The sequence below is a fragment of the Pseudomonas sp. P1_F1_2 genome, from assembly GCF_056405815.1.
Window position 1 is genome coordinate 21,845 of the sequence record NZ_JBFUBK010000006.1, and the last position, 17,808, is coordinate 39,652.

Annotated in this window: 20 protein-coding genes and 1 riboswitch; of the genes, 4 read left to right on the plus strand and 16 right to left on the minus strand. The window is 60.4% G+C overall.

The window, feature by feature from the left end; translation table 11 throughout:
• Positions 1-22: 22 nt before the first annotated feature.
• A complete protein-coding gene (locus AC1D2P_RS02865) occupies positions 23-1,387 on the minus strand; it encodes a DNA recombination protein RmuC (RefSeq protein WP_177412296.1) in 1,365 nt (454 codons plus the stop codon).
• Positions 1,388-1,562: 175 nt separating this feature from the next.
• Complete coding sequence (locus AC1D2P_RS02870) at positions 1,563-1,886, minus strand: SEL1-like repeat protein (protein WP_077432170.1); 324 nt, start codon at positions 1,884-1,886, stop codon at positions 1,563-1,565.
• Positions 1,887-2,838: 952 nt separating this feature from the next.
• On the opposite strand from AC1D2P_RS02870, the gene AC1D2P_RS02875 reads away from it, so the two are divergent.
• From AC1D2P_RS02875 to AC1D2P_RS02885, 3 genes are all read left to right on the plus strand, one after another.
• Positions 2,839-3,063, plus strand: a complete 225-nt coding sequence (locus tag AC1D2P_RS02875; protein ID WP_019407963.1) for a hypothetical protein — start codon at positions 2,839-2,841, stop codon at positions 3,061-3,063.
• A 275-nt stretch (positions 3,064-3,338) separates the two neighbouring features.
• Positions 3,339-3,821 (plus strand): hypothetical protein, encoded by a 483-nt coding sequence (locus tag AC1D2P_RS02880; RefSeq protein ID WP_046032924.1) that lies wholly within the window; start codon positions 3,339-3,341, stop codon positions 3,819-3,821.
• A gap of 146 nt (positions 3,822-3,967) precedes the next feature.
• A complete protein-coding gene (locus tag AC1D2P_RS02885; protein ID WP_109786453.1) occupies positions 3,968-5,239 on the plus strand; it encodes an OmpP1/FadL family transporter in 1,272 nt (423 codons plus the stop codon).
• Between the two features lie 90 nt (positions 5,240-5,329).
• Here AC1D2P_RS02885 and AC1D2P_RS02890 read toward each other — a convergent pair whose 3' ends face one another.
• From AC1D2P_RS02890 to cobO, 14 genes are all read right to left on the minus strand, one after another.
• Positions 5,330-5,881: a glutathione peroxidase gene (locus tag AC1D2P_RS02890; RefSeq protein WP_109786452.1), complete on the minus strand. Its 552-nt coding sequence runs from the start codon at positions 5,879-5,881 to the stop codon at positions 5,330-5,332.
• Between the two features lie 55 nt (positions 5,882-5,936).
• Positions 5,937-6,059, minus strand: a complete 123-nt coding sequence (locus tag AC1D2P_RS02895) for a hypothetical protein (protein ID WP_007977581.1) — start codon at positions 6,057-6,059, stop codon at positions 5,937-5,939.
• Entirely contained in the window at positions 6,056-7,264 is a 1,209-nt protein-coding gene (locus AC1D2P_RS02900; RefSeq protein WP_109786451.1) for an MFS transporter, read from the minus strand. The genes AC1D2P_RS02895 and AC1D2P_RS02900 overlap by 4 nt, the downstream gene beginning before the upstream one ends.
• A 53-nt stretch (positions 7,265-7,317) precedes the next feature.
• The gene (locus AC1D2P_RS02905) at positions 7,318-7,722 is read right to left on the minus strand and encodes a MarR family winged helix-turn-helix transcriptional regulator (protein WP_046032920.1); all 405 of its coding nucleotides are present in this window, start codon (positions 7,720-7,722) and stop codon (positions 7,318-7,320) included.
• Between the two features lie 54 nt (positions 7,723-7,776).
• Positions 7,777-8,508, minus strand: a complete 732-nt coding sequence (locus AC1D2P_RS02910; protein WP_223524132.1) for an adenosylcobinamide-GDP ribazoletransferase — start codon at positions 8,506-8,508, stop codon at positions 7,777-7,779.
• Between the two features lie 2 nt (positions 8,509-8,510).
• Positions 8,511-9,086 carry an alpha-ribazole phosphatase family protein gene (gene cobC / locus AC1D2P_RS02915; protein ID WP_477758457.1) on the minus strand — a complete coding sequence of 192 codons (576 nt, stop codon included), beginning with the start codon at positions 9,084-9,086 and terminating at the stop codon, positions 8,511-8,513.
• Positions 9,083-10,138 carry a nicotinate-nucleotide--dimethylbenzimidazole phosphoribosyltransferase gene (cobT, locus tag AC1D2P_RS02920; RefSeq protein ID WP_477758458.1) on the minus strand — a complete coding sequence of 352 codons (1,056 nt, stop codon included), beginning with the start codon at positions 10,136-10,138 and terminating at the stop codon, positions 9,083-9,085. The genes cobC and cobT overlap by 4 nt, the downstream gene beginning before the upstream one ends.
• Entirely contained in the window at positions 10,135-10,656 is a 522-nt protein-coding gene (gene cobU, locus AC1D2P_RS02925; protein WP_223524141.1) for a bifunctional adenosylcobinamide kinase/adenosylcobinamide-phosphate guanylyltransferase, read from the minus strand. Before cobU ends, cobT begins: the two co-directional genes overlap by 4 nt.
• A 147-nt stretch (positions 10,657-10,803) precedes the next feature.
• Positions 10,804-12,255, minus strand: a complete 1,452-nt coding sequence (locus tag AC1D2P_RS02930; RefSeq protein ID WP_477811301.1) for a cobyric acid synthase — start codon at positions 12,253-12,255, stop codon at positions 10,804-10,806.
• Positions 12,252-13,244 carry a threonine-phosphate decarboxylase CobD gene (gene cobD, locus AC1D2P_RS02935; RefSeq protein WP_223524147.1) on the minus strand — a complete coding sequence of 331 codons (993 nt, stop codon included), beginning with the start codon at positions 13,242-13,244 and terminating at the stop codon, positions 12,252-12,254. The genes AC1D2P_RS02930 and cobD overlap by 4 nt, the downstream gene beginning before the upstream one ends.
• Positions 13,237-14,145: an adenosylcobinamide-phosphate synthase CbiB gene (gene cbiB / locus AC1D2P_RS02940; protein ID WP_477758459.1), complete on the minus strand. Its 909-nt coding sequence runs from the start codon at positions 14,143-14,145 to the stop codon at positions 13,237-13,239. Before cbiB ends, cobD begins: the two co-directional genes overlap by 8 nt.
• Positions 14,142-14,792 (minus strand): 5,6-dimethylbenzimidazole synthase, encoded by a 651-nt coding sequence (bluB, locus tag AC1D2P_RS02945; protein WP_046032912.1) that lies wholly within the window; start codon positions 14,790-14,792, stop codon positions 14,142-14,144. The genes cbiB and bluB overlap by 4 nt, the downstream gene beginning before the upstream one ends.
• On the minus strand, positions 14,789-16,117 hold the full coding sequence (locus tag AC1D2P_RS02950; protein ID WP_477758460.1) for a cobyrinate a,c-diamide synthase: 1,329 nt from the start codon (positions 16,115-16,117) through the stop codon (positions 14,789-14,791). The genes bluB and AC1D2P_RS02950 overlap by 4 nt, the downstream gene beginning before the upstream one ends.
• Complete coding sequence (gene cobO, locus AC1D2P_RS02955; protein ID WP_027922439.1) at positions 16,114-16,725, minus strand: cob(I)yrinic acid a,c-diamide adenosyltransferase; 612 nt, start codon at positions 16,723-16,725, stop codon at positions 16,114-16,116. Before cobO ends, AC1D2P_RS02950 begins: the two co-directional genes overlap by 4 nt.
• An 81-nt stretch (positions 16,726-16,806) precedes the next feature.
• A riboswitch (cobalamin riboswitch) is annotated at positions 16,807-17,041 on the minus strand.
• Positions 17,042-17,197: 156 nt separating this feature from the next.
• On the opposite strand from cobO, the gene AC1D2P_RS02960 reads away from it, so the two are divergent.
• Entirely contained in the window at positions 17,198-17,782 is a 585-nt protein-coding gene (locus AC1D2P_RS02960) for a hypothetical protein (RefSeq protein WP_077430638.1), read from the plus strand.
• Positions 17,783-17,808 lie beyond the last annotated feature (26 nt).

Consider the following 17,808-nt stretch of genomic DNA (forward strand, 5'->3'; position numbering starts at 1 on the left):
AGGCCGCGCCCTAACTGAAAATTTACTCGGGCAACTCGACCAGGCCATCCACATCGGTCATCGCCCGCTCCAGCAAATCGGCCGGCAAACTCTTGCTGGCTCGCGCGCCGAGTAACTTCAATTGTTCGCTGCGACTAACCAGGTTACCGCGCCCCTCTGTCAGCTTGTTGCGCGCAGAGCTGTAGGCTTTGTCCAGTTGCTGCAAGCGATTGCCGACTTCGTCCAGGTCCTGGATGAACAACACGAACTTGTCGTACAGCCACCCCGCTCGCTCGGCGATTTCACGGGCGTTCTGACTTTGCCGTTCCTGCTTCCACAGGCTGTCGATGACCCGCAGCGTGGCCAACAACGTGGTGGGACTGACGATCACAATGTTGCGGTCGAAGGCTTCCTGGAACAGTGTCGGCTCGGCCTGCAAGGCGGCGGAGAATGCGGCTTCGATCGGTACGAAGAGCAAAACGAAATCCAGGCTGTGCAAGCCGTCGAGCCGTTTGTAATCCTTGCCGGCCAGGCCTTTGACGTGATTGCGCAGCGACAGGACATGCTGCTTGATGGCGATCTGGCCGATGGCGTCATCTTCAGCCGCCACGTATTGCTGATAGGCCGTAAGGCTGACCTTGGAGTCGACCACCACCTGCTTGTCGCCCGGAAGGTAAATAATCACATCCGGCTGGAAACGCTCCCCGTCCGGGCCCTTGAGGTTGACCTGGGTCTGGTACTCACGGCCCTTCTCCAGGCCCGCGTGTTCCAGCACTCGCTCGAGAATCAGCTCGCCCCAGTTGCCTTGGGTTTTCTGCCCTTTGAGCGCACGAGTGAGGTTGGTGGCTTCGTCGCTCAGGCGCAGGTTCAGCTGCTGCAGGCGCTCCAGCTCCTTGGCGAGCGAGAAACGCTCGCGGGCTTCGGCCTGATAACTTTCCTCGACGCGTTTTTCGAAGGACTGAATGCGTTCCTTCAGAGGATCAAGCAACTGTCCCAATCGCTGCTGGCTGGTTTCGGCAAAGCGTTGCTCGCGCTCGTCGAAAATCTTGCCCGCCAGTTCTGCAAACTGCGCCCGCAGCTCATCTCGCGAACCTTGCAGGTCACTGAGGCGCTGCTGATGGCTTTCCTGCTGCTCACGCAACTCGGCCTTGAGGGACGCCGCCTGGGTGTCCAGGCGACGCAACTCAGCCTCTTTGCCGGAGCGCTCAATATTCCAGGCATGGGCCGCATCTCGGGCGTCGTCGCGCTCGATTTGCAGCAGTTCGACTTCACGGCGCGCGGCGGCGAGGTCTGCTTGTCTGGCGGCGTTAGCCTGGCTCAGATCAGCGACTTCATCGCGACACGCATCGAGTTGGGCGTTCAAGCCGTCCTGCGCCAGTTGGGCCATGGCCAGCCGTTCTTCCAGCAGTGCAACCTCGGCCTGTGAGGAGCTCGCACGGCGCTGAATTTGCCAGGCCAGTACCAGCAATGGCAGGCCAGCGCCCGCCAGACCGAGTAATAGGCTGGTCAAGTCCATAGCCATAGAGATTCCTGCTGATGAGATAAAGCTTGAAGGTTAACCAAGGCAACCGGACTTGGACAGCTCAGTCTTCGATCAGGCCCAGTTCCTGTAGGGCGCGTGTATCTCCTGCTCGCGCGGCTTGGCGCAACAGGTCCTGGCCGATGCGGCGATCACGGGCATTGCCGCATTCGCGGCACATCAATTGCCCGAGACGGCTTTGCGCGGCCACGACGCCTTCACGGGCAGGCTGTTTAAGCAAACGCCCGGCGAAGTGCTTGATGTTGGGGTTATCCCCAAGGCGTGGACTGTCCAGCAACCACTCTGCCACGCGCATTGAAAAGCGCTTGGGCGGGGTAACACTTGAGGGCGTTGAGGTAGCAGGGTTTGATACTGAGCGAAACTTCATAAAGCACTGTAGGGCAAATCCGAAGGCGCGCAACTCTACTCTTTTTTTCTTACAGGTAAAGCCCAAAAAAACCCGGCACGCCCGTGCTAGAGCAAGCGCTCGGGACAATCCACAGAAGCTGTGGATAACTCAGTGGACAACCGCCCTTGAACTCGCGCAAAGCCCTGTGGAATGGGGCTCGCAGTCAAACTGACGATTTTTTCACCAGTAAAAAAAAGCGATGTTTTTCATTGACTTAAATTTTCAACACAGGCACCCACTGCGACTGAGGCGTGGATGACAGTGGGGTTACAGTCTGCGCAACTTATGTGCACAAGTACCTACGAGGCGGTTATATCGCTGCCCTTTTTCGGCGCATATTTGCCTGGCTTCTGGGGATAAACCGGGAAAACCCTTGATCCAGGCAGATCGCGGCCCGATGAACGACCGCCACCACCGGTCGGAATGTGGACGATTGCGGGGCACATCGTCCGACCTCACGAATTCTTTTTGCTAACACACTTCCTTTCTGAAATTCAATCCGTTAGTATCCGCGGCGTTAGTACCAAGCTGAAAGTCAATTCTGGTCGAACAAATCCTCGCGGTCAGCCTTCCCTCAAGAGAAGCCTCCACCGACAAAACAGGATCGACCACCTCGATGGTTTCCAGGTAAACCTTGCGCCAACACAGCCTTCGAACAAAAGCGAAGGGTGTTGCGAAGCTCACTTACTCTGACCGAACCAGCCTGCAAATTGATCAGGATCTTCACCCCGGGCCCAGAACCTTTGCCCTTGATGTGTTGCCTGCCCTCCTAAGTACCTACCTGCCAGCCCAAGCGCGCCAATTATCAGCGCTTCAAACTGGCTGCTTTGTTCCAGTCGGGTTCTTCGTTCGACCAACGGTGGTCGTCGTCACTGGAACGTTTTAATTTTGCACGGCTCTTATCCGTGTCGCTTGTAGGAACACCAACACTATGTCCACTCAAATCCACACTCAGGATGCCATCCGCACCCTAACCAACGCTTTTGCACCAATGAACTGCCTGATCATGGCCGCTCGCAAAGGCTGCTTCAGTTTCACCCTGGTCAACGAACACGGCATCGCTCGTCACAGCGAACGCCTGTACCCCGATCAATACTCCAGCGCAGAGCCGCTGCAGGCCGTGATCGAGCGTACCCGCCAGGCATTGATCGCCTGAGACGCCAGAAAGACTGAAAAACCGAAAAGCCCTGCTCAAAAAGCGGGGCTTTTTATTACCCGTTATTTCTCTTTTCACCCCCAGCGGCTAAGCACTAACCGATATAACGGTTATAACTCGAAGCTGGAAATATTTTAAAAACAGTCCTTTACAACGCGAATATGACACTACACTTCAACTCAAGCGGCGTGATCCGCTTCCGGCGAGCCTGATTCGATCCACCGCTGCCAATGCCCCTTCAGGTATCGCCGCCCACTTCATGTTTCGAGGGCTTTATGGGTATCGCTGCCAGCGAACTGTGCCGTTATGTGATTCGTCCGACACTGATTTACCTCGGACGCCATAGCGCAACTGCCGAATCCCTGCTGCTGGGCATCGCCGCCAGCCAGTCTGCCCTTGGTTCCGCCCTGCATGACCGCCGTGGCCACGGCCTCTACCGAATCGCCGAACCCCGCCACCAGGCACTCTGGGATCATTACCTGGCCCTGGACCCCGAACGCGCGAGCCTCGTGCGCGGCCTGGCCAGCCAACATGCCTTTCTCAGTGGGCCGCACCTGGAATTGACCGTTAACCTGCGTTACGCCACCGCCATCGCCTGGCTGCTGGTAGAAGAACAGAACACGCCCCTCCCCGCCGCCGATGACTTGTTGGGCATGGCCCGCATCTGGCGTCAGACCTTTCAGCCTCAAGGACGCCTGCGCGACTTCACCTGCGCCTGGCAAACTTGTGTTTCACCACTGAATCAGGTCGCTTGCTGACCCACCAGTTCTGAAAGATCGTGCAACCGGTCGCGAATCTGGTCGGATTGTCCTACAAAACCGCTCTAACTCAAGCCATACAGCCTATAGCGCTGGGACGAAAATGTTGGTAGTTTTCGCCCCGGTGATCACCAGGAGTTCTAATAATGAAAAAAGTAATGCTCAAAACTACCCTTAGCCTCGCCGTTACCCTGGCATCCACCCAGATCTTTGCAAGTGGCTTCGCCATTAACGAACAAAGCATTAGCGGGATGGGTACAGGTTTTGCCGGGCGATCTTCCGCTGCCGATGACGCAAGTACAATTTTTGGCAACCCTGCCGGCATGTCCCGCATCAAGCGTGAACAAGTCACTGGCGGTGTTGCGATGATCGACGCACACACTGACATCAGCCACGCAAGCTCCTTCCCGAACGGCGGCAGCAACGACGGCGACATGGTACCGTTCATCGCCGTACCTATGGGCTACTACGTCAAGCCAATCGACGACCACTGGGCCTTCGGTATTGGCGTGTACGCGCCGTTCGGTCTGGTAACCGACTACGAAAACAACTTTGCCGGTCGTTACTTCGGTAGCAAGAGCGAAGTAAAAATCGCCACTCTGCAACCGACTGTCAGCTATGCCTTCAACGACAAGGTTTCCATCGGTTTCGGCCCGACCATCAACCGCATCGACGGCACCCTGGAATCGAACCTGTCGATCACCCAGGCTGCACCAGACGGCAAGGTCAAGATCACCGGTGACGACACCGCGCTGGGCTACAACATCGGCGTGCTGGTTCAAGCCACCGACAGCACGCGCGTCGGCCTGACTTACCACTCGAAAGTGAAGTACAAGCTCGAAGGCAACACCAAGGTCAACTACGGCGTGCTGGGCCTGATCGGCCAGAACCCGAATCAGAAATACGACGCTTCGCTGGACGTGACCACGCCTGAATCGGTGGACTTCTCGGTTACTCACCAGCTCGACGACAAGTGGACTCTGTACGCAGGCAGCACCTGGACTCGCTGGAGCCGCCTGAAAGACATCACCGTCGAAAACAGTGGTGTTCCAACCGTTCTGAACGGCCAATTCGGTACCATCACCGAAGAACAGAACTGGCACGACACCTGGGCTTCCGCCATCGGAGCGTCCTATCAGCTGAACAAGGAATGGGTACTGCGTGGCGGTCTGTCCGTTGACCAGGCACCGACCAACAACGCCGACCGCTCCCCACGCATCCCGACGGGCGATCGCAAGGCGTTCAGCCTGGGCGCTGGCTGGAGCCCAACCAACGACCTGACCATCGACGTGGCGTATTCGTACCTGCGTGAAGAGTCGGTCAAGATCAACAACTCCAACGACCGTGGCCAGACCTACAACGCCAAGTACGAAAACAGTGCAAACGGTTTCGGTCTCGGCGCGACCTACCGCTTCTGATGATTCACGGCGAACCTGAACCACTCGCCGGCTGAATCAAAAAAGCCCCGCTCTCTGGTAACAGAGGCGGGGCTTTTTACTGGGCATCGATCAGGGTTGGGAAGCCAGGGCTTGCTCCACCGCGGCGATGAACTCGGGATCGTCGGGTTTGGTCAGGCTAGAAAAGTTGGCGATGACGTTGCCTTTGCGATCAACCACGTATTTGTAGAAATTCCATTTCGGCGCACTGCTCTGCTCGGCCAGCACTTTGAACAGGTGGGTCGCATCAGCGCCACGTACTGACTGCGGTTCGGTCATGGTGAAGGTCACGCCGTAATTCACATAGCAGACCTTGGCAGTCTCGGCCCCGTCCTTGGACTCCTGCTTGAAGTCATTGGACGGAACACCCAGCACTTCCAGTCCCTGCCCTTTATAACGCTGATTCAGCGCCTCGAGGCTTTTGAACTGCGGGGCGAAACCGCAGAAGCTCGCGGTATTGACCACTACCAACGGCTTGCCTTCAAACCGTTGGCACAGGTCGATGGATTCCTTGGCGCGCAGCTTTTGCAATGATCCTTGCAACAGCTCCGGGCACTCGGCCGCACAGGCCAGCCCGGCAGATGTCACCAGTAACACGGGGACTGCAATCCAGCGCATCAGCATGTCGGTGCATCCTTGATAAGTCGTCAAAAACGACGTTACTCGCCCTCGCCGTTCGCTAGCAAGCACCCATGCCCAACTGCATCAACGCGAGCCCGCCCTGATGCCAGCCCCACCATGACAACGCCAGCAATAAGGCGCAGACGGCCGCTACAGCGATCCGCGGCCACAGACTGTTCATATCGCACTCATTTGTGATTGCAACCGCGCTACCGGCCGCTCACGCACTGGCCAGTTGAGGGCAGCGGCCAGCAGGCTCAAAAGAATTGCCACTTGCCAGATCAAGTCGTAACTCCCGGTTCGGTCGTACACCACCCCGCCCAACCAGCCGCCCAGAAACGAGCCGAGCTGGTGAAACAGGAAAACAATCCCGCCGAGCATGGACAGATTTCGGACACCGAACAAGGTCGCCACGGTGCCGTTGGTCAACGGCACGGTCGACAACCACAGGAAACCCATGGCCATGCCGAACAGGTATGCCGTGGTCGTGGTGACCGGCGCCCACAGGAACAGCGCAATCACCACCGCCCGCAGCAAGTACAAACCGGTGAGCAAGCGCGGTTTTGACATGCGCCCGCCAAGCCAGCCTGCGGTGTAGGTGCCGAAGATGTTGAACAACCCGATCAGCGCCAGCACCGTCGTGCCGACCGTCGCCGGCAGGTGCTGATCCACCAGATACGCCGGCAAATGCACGCCGATGAACACCACCTGGAAACCGCAAACGAAAAAGCCGAACGCCAGCAGCCAGAAACCAGAATGGGAACAGGCTTCACGCAGCGCTTCGCTGAGGGTTTGTTCATGGCCGAGCGTCGGCAGCGGCTTGTCCTTGAGCATGCTCACCAGCGGCACGATCAACGCCACCAACAGGCCGAGCACCAGCAACGCGGCGGACCAGCCGAGCCAGCCGATCAAGCCCAGCGTGCCCGGCAACATCGCGAACTGACCGAACGAACCGGCGGCACTGGCGATACCCATGCCCATGCTGCGCTTCTCGGGCGGCACCGCACGCCCCACCACGCCGAGGATCACCGAGAACGAGGTGCCCGACAGACCGATGCCGATCAGCAGGCCGGCGCTCAGGGACAGGGTCACGGCGGAATCGGACAAGCCCATGAACACCAGGCCCAGCGCATACAGCACGCCACCGACCAGCACCACTTTCGCCGCGCCAAAACGGTCGGCCAGCGCGCCGGTGAAGGGCTGCGCCAGGCCCCAGATCAGATTTTGCAAGGCGATGGCAAACGCAAATGTCTCACGCCCCCAGCCGAACTCCGCGCTCATCGGCGCCAGAAACAGTCCGAAGCCGTGCCGCACGCCCAATGACAACGCAAGGATCAGCGCACTCCCCAATAACACCCAACCGCAAGTACGCCACATCGATGTCATTTCTTATTCTCCGGTAGCGGGTATATACCCGCTTAAGATCGGAAAAACCGGCCTTACGCCAGTTCGTCCAGCAGTCGCAGCAAGGTTTCACGTTTCTCGGCCCCCAGGCGGTCCACCAACCGCTGTTGCGCGGCCTCCCAGGCGGGCAAGGCGGCCTTCAGACGTTCGGCACCGGCCTCGGTCAGGCGAACAATGCGATTGCGCATGTCCTCGCCTTCGGCCAGCGCTACCAGCCCTTCGCCTTCAAGCACGCGCAAATTGCGCCCCAAGGTGCTGCGGTCCAGGCCCATGGCCTCGGCCAGGGTGGAAATACTCGGTTGATCCAGTCGTTGCAAATTACACAGCAAAGAATACTGGGCAACGTTGATTCCGAAGCCGTCCAGAGCGCCGTCGTAATGCCTGCTGACGCCACGGGCGGCGCGACGCAGGTTGATGCATAAACATTGGGAGTCGAGCATGGTGCGTGTATATACCCGTGGTTGTGTTAAATCAAGTTACATGATGTGGGAAGATTAGAAGATCGCCAAGCCCACCAGCACCGCCACTTCCAGCAATTCCAGGAGTGCGCCGGCGGTGTCGCCAGTCGTACCACCCAATCGCCGCACCATTTGCCGCCGTAAGCAGGCGAACACCACCGCCGCTAAAACTACCGCGACGACACCGCTCAGACCCGCGATCAATACACAGGCCAATGCGCTGACCGCCAACACCTGCTTACCGGCCAATCGCGGCAGATGATCGGCCAGCGCTTGCCCCAACCCGCCAGCGCGCACGTACGGCGTGGTCAGGAATAAACCCAGCATCGCGCTGCGGCCGATTAGCGGAACGATGACCAGGAAAATACTGTGCGGCTGCTCGATCAACGCCAGCAATGCGGCGAACTTCAGCAGCAGCACCAACACCAGCGTCACCACGGCAATCGGGCCGCTGCGCGGGTCCTTCATAATCGTCAGTGTGCGCTCACGGTCACCGAAGCCACCCAGCCATGCGTCGGCGCTATCGGCCAGACCGTCCAGGTGCAACCCGCCGCTGAGCAATACCCAAACGGTCAGCAACAACGCGGCATGCAGCAATAATGGCGTGCCCAGCAACAGCCAGTTCAATGCCCACAGAACCACACCGAACAGCAGCCCCACCAACGGATAAAACAGCAGCGACCGCCCCAATTCCTCTGGCGTCGGCATGCCGGGCAGACGAATCGGCAGACTGCTCAAAAATTGCAGGGCGATCCAGAACGGCAGCATGTTCAGTTCGCTTCCTTGAGAATGACGCCGGCCTCGACACTCAACGAAAACAACGCGCCATGAGCGACTTCGACATTGAGCAACTGCTCCCGAGGCAACCCGCGCGCTTGCGCCAGCAACAAACGCATGACGCCACCATGGCTGATCAACAAAACCCGCTCACCAGCGTAGGCCACGGACAGGCGTTCGATGGCCGCCAATACCCGAACGGAAAAATCTGCCACCCGCTCGCCATCCGGCGGTGTAAACGAATAGGGATCAGCCCAGAACAGCCCCAACGCCTCGGCATCGGTGTCCATCAACGCCGCTGCGCTCTGCCCTTCCCATGAACCGAAGTGCAGTTCTTGCAGGTCTTTCTCCAATTGCACCGGCAAACCCAGTTGCGCACCGAGCTCTTGCGCAAACCGAGCACAACGCTGCAACGGCGAACTGACCAAGCGGTCCCACGGCCCCTGCTCGATCACCGCCGCGCGCATCTGCTCCCAGCCCTTGGCGGTCAGCGCGTCGTCGAGACTGCCGCGCAACCCGCCACCGAGTTCGGTCTCACCATGGCGCAACACGTCCAGACGCAACGTCATACCGGACGATCCGCAACCGCCGCTTCGGCGAAGGTCGCCATCTGCCCGTGCAGATCGCAAGCCAGACGCAACAACGGCACGGCCAACGCGGCACCGCTACCCTCGCCCAGTCGCAGGCCCAGGTCCAACAGAGGTTCGGCGTTCAGGCTTTCCAGTACATGGCGATGGCCCGGCTCGGCACCCCGATGGCCAAACAACAACCACGGCCGACACTCGGGGTTCAAACGCACCGCCACCAATGCCGCGACGCTGCAAATGAATCCGTCTACCAGCACGGCCACACCTTCTTGCGCACACGCCAGGTACGCCCCCACCAGCGCGGCTATTTCAAAGCCGCCCAGATTGAACAACGTCTGCAAAACGTCCCCGCGCTGAGCACTGTGAAGCGCCAACGCACGCTCGATAACCTGGGCTTTGTGATTGACACCCGCCGCGTCCAGACCGGTGCCCGGCCCGGCCAGATGCGCTACCGGGCAATCGAGCAAGGCACAGGCCAACGCACTGGCTGCAGTGGTGTTGCCAATGCCCATTTCGCCGCCGATGAACAACTGCGCTCCTGCCGCGAGGGCGCGCCGCACGCTGTCACGACCGGCGTGCAAGGCGAGTTCACCCTGGGCTGCGGTCATGGCCGGGCCTTTGACGAAATTCGCCGTACCGGGGCCAATGTTCAGATGACGCACACCCGACAGATTCAGCGTCGGCGTCACCGTACCCAGATCAACCACTTCCAGGGACGCGCCCAATTGCCGCGCCAACACGCTGATCGCTGCGCCACCGGTGACGAAGTTGTGGAGCATTTGCCCGGTGACTTCCTGAGGAAACGCCGACACGCCTTCCGCCACGACACCATGGTCACCGGCAAAAATCGCGATCCACAGTTGATCCAGACTGGGTTTGAGCTGCCCCTGCAATCCGGCCAATTGCACCGCCACCGATTCCAGTCGGCCAAGCGAGCCGGCCGGTTTGGTCAGCTGCTGTTGACGCGCCACAGCCTGTTCGATGGCGTGCGCATCGATCGACTTGCACGGGTTCAGCCACCAGGATTGAGTCATAACGCAGTTCCTTTCAGAGTCAGGGGCAGGCCGGCGACGGTCAGGACGACACGTTGGCAGCGCTCGGCCAGAGCTTGATGCAGCCAACCGGCTTCATCGACGTAGCGGCGAGTCAATTCGCCCAGCGGCACGACACCCATTCCGGTTTCGTTGCTGACAAAAATGATTTCACCCGGCAACGAGGCCAGGCAGTCCAACAGGGCTTCGCGTTCAGCGTTGAGACGTTCGGCGTCGTCGAGCATCAGCAGATTGGTCATCCACAGCGTCAGGCAATCCACCAGCAGGCAACGGTTGGCACTGGCGGTTTCGCGCAGGACGCGGGCGAGTTCGACCGGTTCTTCGATCAAGGCCCATTCGGCGGGACGACGGGCACGGTGATGGGCGACGCGGTCGTTCATTTCGCCGTCCAGTGGTTGGCTGGTGGCGATGTAGGTCACGGCCAGTTGGCTGTCTGTCGCCAGTTTTTCAGCCAGACGGCTCTTGCCGGAGCGGGCGCCGCCGAGGATTAGTTGCAGCATGTTCATTCCTTTAAATCATCGGTGTCGTTGGGGGCCTCATCGCGGGCAAGCCCGCTCCCACAAGGATCGAGCCTGTTCGCAGATTTCTTGCCCTCCCACACAACCTGTGGGAGCGGGCTTGCCCGCGATGGCGGCCTCTAACTCAGCTCAAAACCCGCAGAGCTCTCGCAACAGCCCGGTATCCAGATGCTTCTCCACCAGATCCGCCAGCCGTTCGATATCGCGCTCGCGCAAGGCGTGGTAATCGACGTCCTGCACCTGCTGCAAACCGGCCCAACGCAACAACGCACCGCACGCTGCCGGCGATTCAAACAGGCCATGCAGGTAGGTGCCGAAAATCTGTCCATCGGCACTTTGCGCGCCATCGCAGCGACCATCGTCCAACTGCACGGCCGCGTTTTCCAACGCCGGCCCGGTGGTTACGCCCGCATGGATTTCATAGCCGCTGACCACTGCATCTTCCAGGGCCAGGCGACCGCGCACATTGCGCAATTGTTTCTCTTCTTCGAGTTGGGTCTGGAACGCCAGCAACCCCAGGCCAGCGCTGGAGCCCGGTGCGCCTTCAAGGCYCAGCGGGTCATGCACCTGTTCACCGAGCATTTGCAGTCCTCCGCAAATCCCCAGCACTTTACCGCCGTAACGCAGATGACGACGGATCGCCGTTTCCCAGCCATTGGCCCGCAGGTACGCGAGGTCGCTGCGTACGCTTTTCGAGCCCGGCAGGATGATCAGGTCGGCCGGTGGAATCGCCTGGCCGGGGCCGATGAATTGCAGGTCCACTTGCGGATGCAGGCGCAACGGATCGAAATCGGTGTGGTTGCTGATGCGCGGTAGCACCGGCACCACCACTTTGAGCACATGGTCAGCCTTGTCGGTCTGGCGCTGATCGATGCCGTCTTCAGCCTCCAGGTGCAAGTCCATCACGTAGGGCAGCACGCCGATCACCGGTTTGCCGGTGCGCGCTTCCAGCCAGTCCAACCCCGGCTGCAGCAAGGCGAGGTCGCCACGAAAACGGTTGATGATGAAACCTTTGACCCGCGCCTGTTCAGTCGGTGACAGCAGTTCCAGCGTGCCCACCAGATGCGCGAAAACCCCGCCGCGATTGATGTCGGCAATCAGCACCACCGGGCAATCCACCGCTTCGGCGAAGCCCATGTTGGCGATATCGCCGGCACGCAGATTGATCTCGGCCGGCGAGCCCGCGCCTTCGACCATCACCACCGGATACGCCGCACTCAAGCGTTCGTGAGAAGCCAGCACCGCTTGCATGGCGATGGTTTTGTAGTCGTGATAGGCGACCGCGTTCATCGTGGTGACGGCGCGACCATGGATGATCACTTGGGCGCCGGTGTCGCTGTTGGGTTTGAGCAGCACCGGGTTCATGTCGGTGTGGGGTTCGAGGTTGGCGGCCTGGGCTTGCACGGCTTGCGCGCGACCGATTTCGCCACCGTCAGCGGTCACCGCGCTATTGAGCGCCATGTTCTGCGGCTTGAACGGCACGACGCGCACGCCGTGGCGGGTCACCCAGCGACACAGCGCCGTCACCAGCGTGCTTTTACCGGCGTCGGACGTGGTGCCCTGCACCATCAACGTCGTCATTTTGTTTCCTTGGCGTAGGCTTCGAAGGCTTGCTTGAGGCGCGCCCAGTCCGCTTCGTCGGCGGGCAAGCCAAAACGCAGGCTGCTGTTGTGAGCAAACAACCGCAGCAAAATGCCCTGCCGCGCCATGAACTCATGCAGTTGCTCAGCCTGTTCGGTGATCAACCACTGAAACAAAGCGCATCCCCCCTGAGATTTAAAGCCCTGCTGTTCAAGCAGCCGCGCCAGACGCTCGCTGGCCTCCTCGCTGCGATGGCGCTGGCGGGCGTGCCCTTCGGTGTCCAGCAAACACGCTCGGCCAATCACCCGGGTTGGTCCACTGACGGCCCAGGGCCCGACTTGCTCGGCGAGCAATTTGAGCAACTTGCGTTCTGCCAGCACAAACCCCAGCCGCACACCGGCCAGGCCAAAAAACTTGCCAAACGAACGCAACACGATCAAGCCAACCTGATGAGTAAACGGTGCCAGGCTCAGCTGCGGCGTGTTGTCCATGAACGCTTCGTCCACCACCAGCCAACCACCGCGCGACGCCAGTCGAGTGTGCCAGTCGAGCAGACGGCCTGGCGTCAGGCTCAGGCCAGTCGGGTTGTTGGGGTTGACCACTACCAGCACGTCAAGGCTGTCGAGAAAGAAGTCGACTTCCTGCTCCAGCACTTCGCGCACGATATAACCACAGCGCCGCCAGGCTTCGGCGTGCTCGGCGTAACACGGCGACAGCACCCCGACCTTACCGGCACGGCGCAAACGCGGCAGCAGTTGGATAGCCATTTGCGAACCAGCCACCGGCAGCGCGTGCGCTGCACTGTAATAGTCGCAGGCCGCCTGCTCCAGGCCGTCATCGTTTTCCGGTAAACGGGCCCAGGCGCGCGGCTCGATATCCGGGATCGGAAAAGGCCACGGCGCCAGACCGGTGGACAGGTCGAGCCAATCGGTTTCCGCGATGCCGTATTCGAGCGCCGCCTTGCGCAACCGGCCGCCGTGCTCAAGCATAGAATTCAGCCCCTACGCAGAGAATCAGTAACCACAACCATACCCCGCGCTGGACCAATTGCCAGCCACGTTCAATGGAGTCGGCATCCGCCGGCACACCTTCGCCCAGTTGCGGACGCTGATGCAGTTCACCGTGATAAATCGCCGCTCCGCCCAACTCGACACCCAATGCACCAGCACCCGCCGCCATGACCGGGCCGGCATTCGGGCTGTCCCAGGTAGGGCCTTGCGTGCGCCAGCATTTCAACGCCAGACGGGTTTTACCCAGCAGCGCGTAGGTCAACGCCACCAGACGTGCCGGAATGTAGTTGAGGATGTCGTCGATCTTCGCCGCCGCCCAGCCGAATCGTTCAAAGCGTTCATTGCGATAACCCCACATCGCGTCCAGCGTATTGCTCAAACGGTAGAGCACCACGCCCGGTGCGCCGGCCACGGCAAACCAGAACAACGCGGCGAACACCGCATCGCTGCCGTTCTCCAGCACCGATTCGGTGGCCGCGCGGGCGACTTCAGTCTTATCCAGTTCACTGGTCTGGCGGCTGACCAGATACCCGACACGCTTGCGCGCCTCTTCCAGATCATCACTGCGCAGCGCTTTGGCCACCGGCTCGACGTGTTCACCGAGGCTGCGCAGACCAAGGGCACAATACAACGCAAGAATCTCGACGACCCAGCCAATATAAGGCGCCCAGGACAATGCCGTCGCCAGCAAGGTCAGCGGCAACACAGCCATCACCCACGCCGTGACGCCATGACTGCGCCAGCCGCGCCCGGCGGAATTGAAACGTTGCTCGATGCGATCGGCAAAACGACCGAACGCCACCAGCGGATGCCAGCGTTTGGGTTCACCCAGCAGCGCGTCCAGCGCAACCGCGGCGACACTCAATAACGCCACACTCATTGACTCACTCCCCAATAATTTTCATACAGCAACTCACTCAGCGGGCGCGCTTGCGCCCAACCTTCGAGTACCAGCATCGGCGCCGGATAGAATTCCTTGACCGGCCCCAGACAAAGAACCGCCAGCGGCTTGGCCCCGGCCGGCAGACCCAGCAGGTCCGCCAGCGCTTGCGGCTCGAACAGCGACACCCAGCCCATGCCCAGACCTTCCGCGCGCGAAGCCAGCCATAAGTTCTGGATGGCGCAGGACAGCGAGGCCATGTCCATTTCCGGCAAGGTGCGACGCCCGAAGATGTGGCGCTCGCGATCGTCCATCAGCGCGGCGACCAGCACTTCGGCACAGTCATTGATGCCTTCGACCTTGAGCTTCATGAATTCGTCGGTGCGCTCGCCGAGGGCTTCGGCGGTGCGCACGCGCTCTTCTTCCACCAGCAACTGGATCTTGTCGCGCAAGTCTCGGTCGCTGATGCGGATGAAACGCCAGGGCTGCATCAGGCCGACACTAGGGGCCTGATGCGCCGCTTCGAGCAGGCGTCGCAGCAGCTCGGGCTCGACCGTGCCGCCACTGAAGTGACGCATGTCGCGGCGTTCGCCGATGGCGCGATAGACCGCTGCGCGTTCGGCATCTGAAAAAGCGTTGTCGCTCATGGCCGCTTCGCGAGCAAGTCGGCCTCAAGGTCCGGCGCAAACAGCGCGGCAATGGCCGATGGATTGGATGGAAAATAGAAGTGCACGTACGACGCGGTCATCCGCCCCTCACGATAAACCGCCTCGGCGCCGCGACCGCCGTTCGGACTGAGGCCGCGCGCGATAGGCTCAAGCTCGGTGCTGGTCAGGGAGTGGTGATACGTGTGGCCGCGCAGCGAACCTTCAGGCAGTTCGACCGCTTGCAAAGCCAACGCGGCCAGACGCTTTTGCATCACCGCGTCCCCTTTCAACAAACCGACCAGCTCTGCACGAGTGCCCTCGACATCGGTCAACGAGTCGAGCAAGTACAGCATGCCGCCGCACTCGGCCAACAACGGTTTACCGGCCGCATGGTGCGCACGGATTGCGTTGAGCATCGGGGTGTTCTGTGACAGTGCGACATGATGCAATTCGGGATAACCGCCCGGCAGGTAGAGGCTGTCGGCGTCCGGTAATTGGCGGTCGCGGATCGGCGAGAAGAACGACAGCTCGGCGCCCATGACTCGCAGCAAATCCAGGCTCGCGCCGTAAGTGAAGGCGAACGCTTCGTCACGGGCCACCGCAATGCGCACGTCCGCGAGCAACGGCTCGGCAACGATCACATCCGGGGCGGCAAACTCTACCGCCGGCGGCAATGCCACTTCACAGCTGCTGGCCAGCGCATCGGCTGCCGCGTCGAGACGCAAGTCCAAATCATTCAACTCGCTGGCCTGCACCAGCCCCAGATGACGGCTCGGCAACTCGATCCCGGTTTCCCGCGACAACGCACCGTACCAACGCAAGCCTTCGGTCAGGCTGCCTTCAAGCAATTGCGCATGGCGCAGCGTGCCCACGCGGTTGGCCAATACACCGGCAAACGGCAAATCCGCTTGATAGCGCGCCAGCCCTAACGCCAGTGCACCGAAGGTCTGCGCCATGGCAGTGCCGTCGATCACCGCGAGCACCGGCACTCCGAAGTGCCGCGCCAGGTCGGCGCTGGACGGCGTGCCGTCGAACAGCCCCATGACACCTTCGATCAGGATCAAGTCGGCTTCAGCAGCGGCTTCCCACAGCAGTCGCCGACTTTCCTGCTCGCCGACCATCCACATGTCCAATTGATACACCGGCGCACCGCTGGCGCGCTCGAGGATCATCGGGTCAAGAAAGTCCGGACCGCATTTGAACACACGCACCTTGCGCCCCTGATTGCGATGCAAACGGGCCAGCGCGGCAGTGACGGTGGTCTTGCCCTGACCGGAAGCCGGGGCGGCAATCAGTACCGCCGGGCAACAACGTGGCTGATTCACAGCTCGACGCCTTTTTGCGCTTTGATCCCGGCCTGGAACGCGTGCTTGATCACACCCATTTCGGTGACGGTGTCGGCCAGTTCGATCATTTCCGGCTTGGCACCGCGACCGGTGACCACCACGTGTTGCATCGGAGGACGGGCTTGCAAGTCGCTGAGCACTTGATCGAGATCGAGATAACCGTGCTTGAGCGCGATGTTCAGCTCATCCAGCACCACCAGACCAATGGACGGATCGCTGAGCAATTCGCGGGACACCGCCCAGGCAGCTTCGGCGGCGGCAATGTCACGCTGGCGGTCCTGGGTTTCCCAGGTAAAGCCTTCGCCCATGACATGGAAACGCACTTGCTCCGGGAAGCGTCGGAAGAACAGCTCCTCGCCGGTGCTGTTGCGCCCCTTGATGAATTGCACCACGCCGCACTGCATGCCGTGCCCCATGGACCGGGCAAGCATGCCGAATGCCGAACTGCTCTTGCCTTTGCCATTGCCGGTCAGCACCAGCAACAAACCGCACTCGTTGGGAGAATTGGCAATGCGTTCGTCGATCACGGCTTTTTTGCGCTGCATGCGCGCCAAATGGCGTTCGTCACGATCAGGGGTATCGGTCATGGGGGAGCTCTCCGTTGAGGCTGGATAACGGCGGGCGGGCACAAGAATAGACGGCAAGAAGCCTGGCATCGCCCACCGTGATGCCGCTGGATGAATCAGGCCGGTCTCCGGGCTCATGAGCGGCGTGATGCCGGACTGCGCGCCTTCCCATGTCGACAATAGACACAGTGGCTCAAGGCGCAGTTTTCACTCATTTACCGTTGCGGGGGCAGCGCCGGGATCGTGACGTTTCGTCGTTTTACGATAGTCACTCACCGGCTTCCCTGTTTCACTCTGTCGGCCACTGCCACAGAGCACCTGAAACAAGCCGCGAAGGTTAGAGGGTTGGGGGTGGAGCGTCAAATGAAGACAAAGCTGCGGCGAGCGATATACTGCCGCCGATCAATTTACTGACGCCAATCTTGCACCACACTGTCAGCAGTGATATCAAAGCGCCACAAAACCCAACAACACAATTACAAGGGTGAGCAACATGCAAGGCATGATCATCAGCAATCCGAAGCTGGAATTCCTGCGGCCGGTGCTGGAGCGCTGGTTTGACTGTATCGACCGCTACAACACGGTGCGCGGTGATAACGACTCGCCTTATTGGCACGATGAAAAAGCCAACCTCGGCCTGCTCTCCGCAGCAGCCTGGATGGCGGAAATGGTCACGCTGCCAAACACGTCGACGCGCAAACAGAACGAAGAAGGCGAGCGCAACGCCCGCGCCGATCTGTTTATCGCAACCGCCGAAGAGCGCGCCTACCTTCAGGCCACTCAACGCTGGCCCAAGGTCAACAGCCTGAACCTGACGCAGGCACTGCAGGACATCACCAGCGACGCCAAACGAATCAGCTACGCCAGCGACCTGAAACTTGGTTGCCTGTTCGTTGCCCCGCAAAAAGCCCAGCAAAGCGCCACCCCTGAAGAACTTCAGGACATGGTCGACGATCTGCAAAAAGAACACTGCTGTGCCGTCGCCTGGTATTTCCCCTACGCCTATCGCAAGTTGCGCAACGAAGCCGGCAACTATCACCCAGGCGTTGCCGTGTTGTTCAAGGAAGCCCGCGGCTAATCGACGGAACCATCGCACGCTGAAGC